Source organism: Saccharopolyspora sp. NPDC002686, assembly GCF_040295745.1.
In the GTDB taxonomy this organism is placed as follows: Bacteria; Actinomycetota; Actinomycetes; order Mycobacteriales; family Pseudonocardiaceae; genus Saccharopolyspora; species Saccharopolyspora oryzae.
Genome location: NZ_JBEOVY010000487.1, coordinates 1 through 4,580 on the forward strand (window position 1 = coordinate 1; position 4,580 = coordinate 4,580).

At 70.8% G+C, this 4,580-nt stretch carries 5 protein-coding genes; 1 reads left to right on the forward strand and 4 read right to left on the reverse strand.

Annotated features, from left to right (window positions below; genetic code table 11):
• Positions 1–210: 210 nt before the first annotated feature.
• The 4 genes from ABTZ89_RS36100 to ABTZ89_RS36115 all read right to left on the reverse strand — a co-directional run bounded on the left by ABTZ89_RS36100 (position 211) and on the right by ABTZ89_RS36115 (position 3,431).
• A complete protein-coding gene (locus ABTZ89_RS36100) occupies positions 211–1,020 on the reverse strand; it encodes a methyltransferase domain-containing protein (protein WP_351053446.1) in 810 nt (269 codons plus the stop codon).
• Between the two features lie 137 nt (positions 1,021–1,157).
• Complete coding sequence (locus ABTZ89_RS36105; protein WP_351053449.1) at positions 1,158–1,718, reverse strand: RsiG family protein; 561 nt, start codon at positions 1,716–1,718, stop codon at positions 1,158–1,160.
• An 89-nt stretch (positions 1,719–1,807) separates the two neighbouring features.
• Entirely contained in the window at positions 1,808–2,950 is a 1,143-nt protein-coding gene (ygfZ, locus tag ABTZ89_RS36110; protein ID WP_270952211.1) for a CAF17-like 4Fe-4S cluster assembly/insertion protein YgfZ, read from the reverse strand.
• A 52-nt stretch (positions 2,951–3,002) separates the two neighbouring features.
• Positions 3,003–3,431: a Fur family transcriptional regulator gene (locus ABTZ89_RS36115; protein ID WP_270952212.1), complete on the reverse strand. Its 429-nt coding sequence runs from the start codon at positions 3,429–3,431 to the stop codon at positions 3,003–3,005.
• Between the two features lie 123 nt (positions 3,432–3,554).
• On the opposite strand from ABTZ89_RS36115, the gene ABTZ89_RS36120 reads away from it, so the two are divergent.
• Complete coding sequence (locus tag ABTZ89_RS36120) at positions 3,555–4,403, forward strand: aminodeoxychorismate lyase (RefSeq protein ID WP_270952214.1); 849 nt, start codon at positions 3,555–3,557, stop codon at positions 4,401–4,403.
• The last annotated feature ends 177 nt before the right edge of the window (positions 4,404–4,580 follow it).

The following is a 4,580-nucleotide window of genomic DNA, read 5'->3' on the forward strand; positions in this document are numbered from 1 at the left end:
GCGGAACCTCAGACGCCGCCTGGCTGCGGGATCCCGTTTTTATGTATGTCCAATACACGGCAAACGGGCTGTCCTCGCCAGGCGACGTCTGAGAACCCGCGGCGGTGCGAGTTGCTCAGGTGGGCTATGCGGCTGCGCCGCATGCGACCCTCACTGCGCGGTGCAGGTGGGCTTCGCAGTTGCTGCTTACTGCTGAAAGCGGCTGCGGGCTCAGGGGCGGCAGATGATCTCGCCGTTGAGGACTGCGAACCAGGCGTCGTCGGCGTCGATCCAGGCGTGCCAGGCCGCCGCCAGGTCTTCCAGCTCTTCCCGGGTCGTCAGGCCGTGCGCCAGGGCCTGCTCGGCGAAGGACGAGCGGCGGATGCGGTCCGCCCACAGGTTGCCCCACCACGCGCGCTCCTCGGGCGTCGCGAAGCACCACGCCGTCGCCGTGCACGTGATGTCGCTGAAGCCCGCCTGCTGCGCCCAGGACTTCAGGTACTTGCCGCCGTCCGGGTAGGCCTCGTTGTGGCGGGCGACGTCGCGGTAGAGCGCCAACCAGCGGTCCAGGCCGGGGTTCTCCGGGAACCAGCGCATCCCGCCGTAGTCCGCGTCCCGGACCGCGACCACGCCGCCCGGGCGGCACACCCGCCGCATCTCGCGCAGCGCGGCGACCGGGTCGGTCAGGTGCTGCAGGACCTGGTGCGCGTGCACGACGTCGAAGGAGTCGTCGGCGTGGGGCAGGCCGTAGACGTCGGCGTTGGCGAAGGTGATGTTGTCCAGGCCGCTCTCGGCCGCCCCGGCGCGGGCGATCTCCAGCGGATCGTCGACGTTGTCCACGCCGAGCACCGGTCCGGGAGCGACCAGGGCGGCGAAGTCGTGCGTGATGGTGCCCGGCCCGCAGCCGATGTCGAGAACGCTGACGCCCGGCCGCAGGTGCGGGAGCAGGTAGGCGGCGGAGTTCTCGGCGGTCCGCCAGCGGTGCGACCGCAGGACGCTCTCGTGGTGCCCGTGGGTGTAGGTGTCCGACTGCGCGCTCATGGCCCATCCCAAAATCTGGGAGACAAATTCCAGAATGTGAGCGTAACTCGAACAGCATCCACCGGGGAAGGGGTGATCGGCGCGCGGTCAGCCGATCGCTGAGTCCACTTCGGACGATCGCGGTGCGCGAAACGGGGTCAGTGCCGGTCGCGCTCCTCCGCCAGCCGGTCGTCCACCGACGCGGCGCCCTCGCGGTAGCGGCGCGCGATCTCGGCGTTCAGCCGGTCGACCACGTCCTGAACCTCGCGACGGCGCTGGGACACCGAGTCCTCCTCGCCGGTGTAGGCCTCCAGGGCCTGGTCCAGCTTCGCCTCCGACAGCGACGTGACGTTCGAGAGGTCGACGTCGGAGACCAGCGCCTCGACGTGCCTGCGGTGCGCCTCCGCCCGCGACGGCTCGGTGGTCTGGTAGCGGCCGGAACCGGTCGCCGGACCGACCGCGTTGTCGGAAAGGATGTTCACCAACTGCTCGACGACCGACGTCGAACCGTCCTCGTTCCGCCTCCGCTGCTCCGCGCGCACGATGTCGATCCGCACGTGCAGCACGCGGCGCAGGTACGAGAGGTCGGTCTCCTCCTGCGCCGCCTCGTCCCGCAGCTCGCGCACTTCGCTCAGCGCGCGGCCTTCGATTCCACTGGTGTAGTCCGGGGACAGAACCCTGTCGATGCGGCGCCGTCCACCCGGGCGGACTTCGATCACGTGGCCATCCTCCGGCAATTCGGCAGACCTCGCCAACAAATCGGGTGATGTCGTTTCGAAAGCAGTGCGGAATCGATCGCTATCTGGAACTAACGGCCGCGCAATCGCTCCGCGGCGACCCGCCCCGGCGGCTCCCCGCTGTCCGGCGGCACCGAGTCCGGATCCACCGCGGCGGCCACCGCCCGGTCCTCCTCCGGGTCCCCGGCGACGAGCTCACCGTCCACCGGTGCCGAGCGCTTGAGCAGCGCCAGCGCCACCGGACCGAGCTCGTGGTGCTGCACGACGCTGCCGATCCGGCCGACCTTGCGGTCGCCGAGCCACACCGGATCACCGGTCTCCGGCTGCACCTCCGCCGAGCCGTCGAGGTGCAGCAGCACCATCCGGCGCGGCGGCTTGCCCACGTTGTGCACCTTGGCCACGGTCTCCTGACCCCGGTAGCACCCCTTGGCCACGTGCGCCGCCACGTGCACCCACCCCAGCTCGTGCGGGATCGCGCGGTCGTCGGTGTCCAGGCCGACGCGCGGGCGCAGCGCCTCCACCCGCAGCGCCTCGAAGGCGAGCGTGCCGGAGGGGCGGATGCCGGCGTCGGTCAGCTTCGTCCACCACTCGACCAGCGAGGCGCGCGGCACCACGAGGTCGAACGTCGGCAGCGAGCGGAACGGCACGTTGCGCGTGAAACCGCCGCCGGGCAGCGCTTTCACCTCGTACGGCTGGGACGGCACCGGCGCGAACTGGGCGAGGATGCCGCCCGCGTCCGGACCGACCGCGGTGAGCACCGCGAACTCCTCGGTGGCGTCCCGGGGCTCCACTTTGGACCAGAAGCGCATCGCTTCCAGGTACTCCGGCAGGGTCTGCTTGCCGTCCACGCCGATGGTCGGCAGCGCGCTGGTCACCTGCGCACCCGCATCGGCGTCCAGGTAGACCACGCCCTCGTGGTGGGCGACCAGCAGGTGGCAGTCCACCCGGCCGTGGCTGTCCAAGATCAGCGCCTCGGTGCCCTGCCCGTCCGGGAGCTCGGTCAGGTGCTGCGAGAGCACCAGGTGCAGCCAGCTCAACCGCTCCTCGCCGGGCACCGCGATCACCTGCCGGTGCGAGCGGTCCACCAGCACCGCCGCGCGGCTGGCGGAGCGCTGCTCGGCGAACGGGTCGCCGAAGTGCCAGGGCACACCCGCGTCCACCGCGTCGTCGGGTGCGGGTACCGCACCCGGCAGGTTCAGCAGGGGTGAACTCATCAGTGCTCCTCGGTGTGTTGCGGGATGCCCGGCGATCGGGGCGTGCGGACCATCAACCCGCCTCGGTCGCGCGGCACTTCCGGCACGTGCCGGACAGCGCGAGGTGGGTGGCGTCCAGTTCGAAGCCGTGCTCGCGGCGCAGCTGCTCGGCCAGCTCGTCGAGCGTCTCGGTCGGCACCTCGTCGATCTCGCCGCAGCGGTGACAGGCGAGGTGGACGTGCTCGTGCTCCTCGGCGGAGTAGGTCGGGGCGCCGTGCCCGAGGTGCGTGTGCCGCACCAGCCCGAGCTCCTCGAGCAGGTCGAGCGCGCGGTAGACGGTGGTGATGTTGACCGTCGACGCGGTGCCCTGCACCTCGCGGCAGACCTGCTCCGGCGTGGCGTGGCCGAGCCCGCGGACGGCGTCCAGCACGAGCTGGCGCTGCGGTGTCATCCGCATGCCACGTTGGTGCAAGGTGCTGCGCAGCGATCCCTGGTCGCTCAATGCCCGCTCCTGTGCTCGGCGCGCTTCCGGTCGGCACCTCCGATCGTAACTCCGCAGCACTCGCCGCCGGACGCGCGCGCAGCCCGTCCCGAATCCGGGCGTTCGAGGTTCTACGCTTCCGGCATGCGCGTACTGGCACTTCTGGACGGGACGATCGTCGACCCCGAGGCTCCGCTGTTCCGCGCCGACGACCTGGGGGTGATGCGCGGCGACGGGATCTTCGAGACGATCCTCGTCGTCGGGCGGCAGCCGCGGGAGATCGGCCCGCACCTCGACCGGCTGGAGCGGTCCGCCGGGCTGATGCAGATGCAGCTGCCCGAGCGCGCCGCCTGGGAGCGGGCGGTCCAGGCGGTGATCGACAACTGGCCGTGGGACACCGACCCGGAGATGGCTCTGAAACTGGTGTGCACCCGCGGCATCGACGGCGGCGACGGCACGCCGCACGGCTTCGCGATGGGCATGCAGGTCGGCGCGGACTCCCTGCGCAAGCGCCGCGACGGCATCTCGGCCGTGACGCTGGAGCGCGGTTACGCGCCGGACCTGATGGACCGGGCGCCGTGGCTGCTGCTGTCCGCGAAGACCCTGTCGTACGCGGTGAACATGGCCGCGATGCGGGAGGCGGAGGCGCGGGGCGCGGACGAGGTCATCTTCACCGCGACCGACGACTCGGTGCTGGAGGGCCCGACCTCCACGGTGGTGATCGCCCAGGGCCGGACCCTGCTGACCACCCCGCCGAGCTCCGGCATCCTCAAGGGCACCACGCAGGGTGCGCTGTTCCGGGCCGCCGAGCAGGCCGGCTGGCAGACCGAGGTGGCGAAGTTCCCGGTCTCGGCGCTGTTCGAAGCGGACGGCGTGTGGCTGTGCTCCAGCATTCGCCTGGTCACCCAGGTCCACACCATCAACGGCACGGCGATCAAGGCCGACCCCGACCTCCACGCCGAGGTCACCGGCCTCTACGAGTCCAACTACTGACCGGTCCGGCTCACCCCTCCGACTCGTGGTTCCGCAATTTCAATGGAAATTGGATGTCCGATTTCCATTGAAATTGCGGAAGTTCTCCACAGGACCCGCCATGGGAGGAGGTGCCGATCTCGCCGATCGAGCTGGTCCGGCGCATCCCGGTGCCGCAGCTGATCGTGCACGGTGATC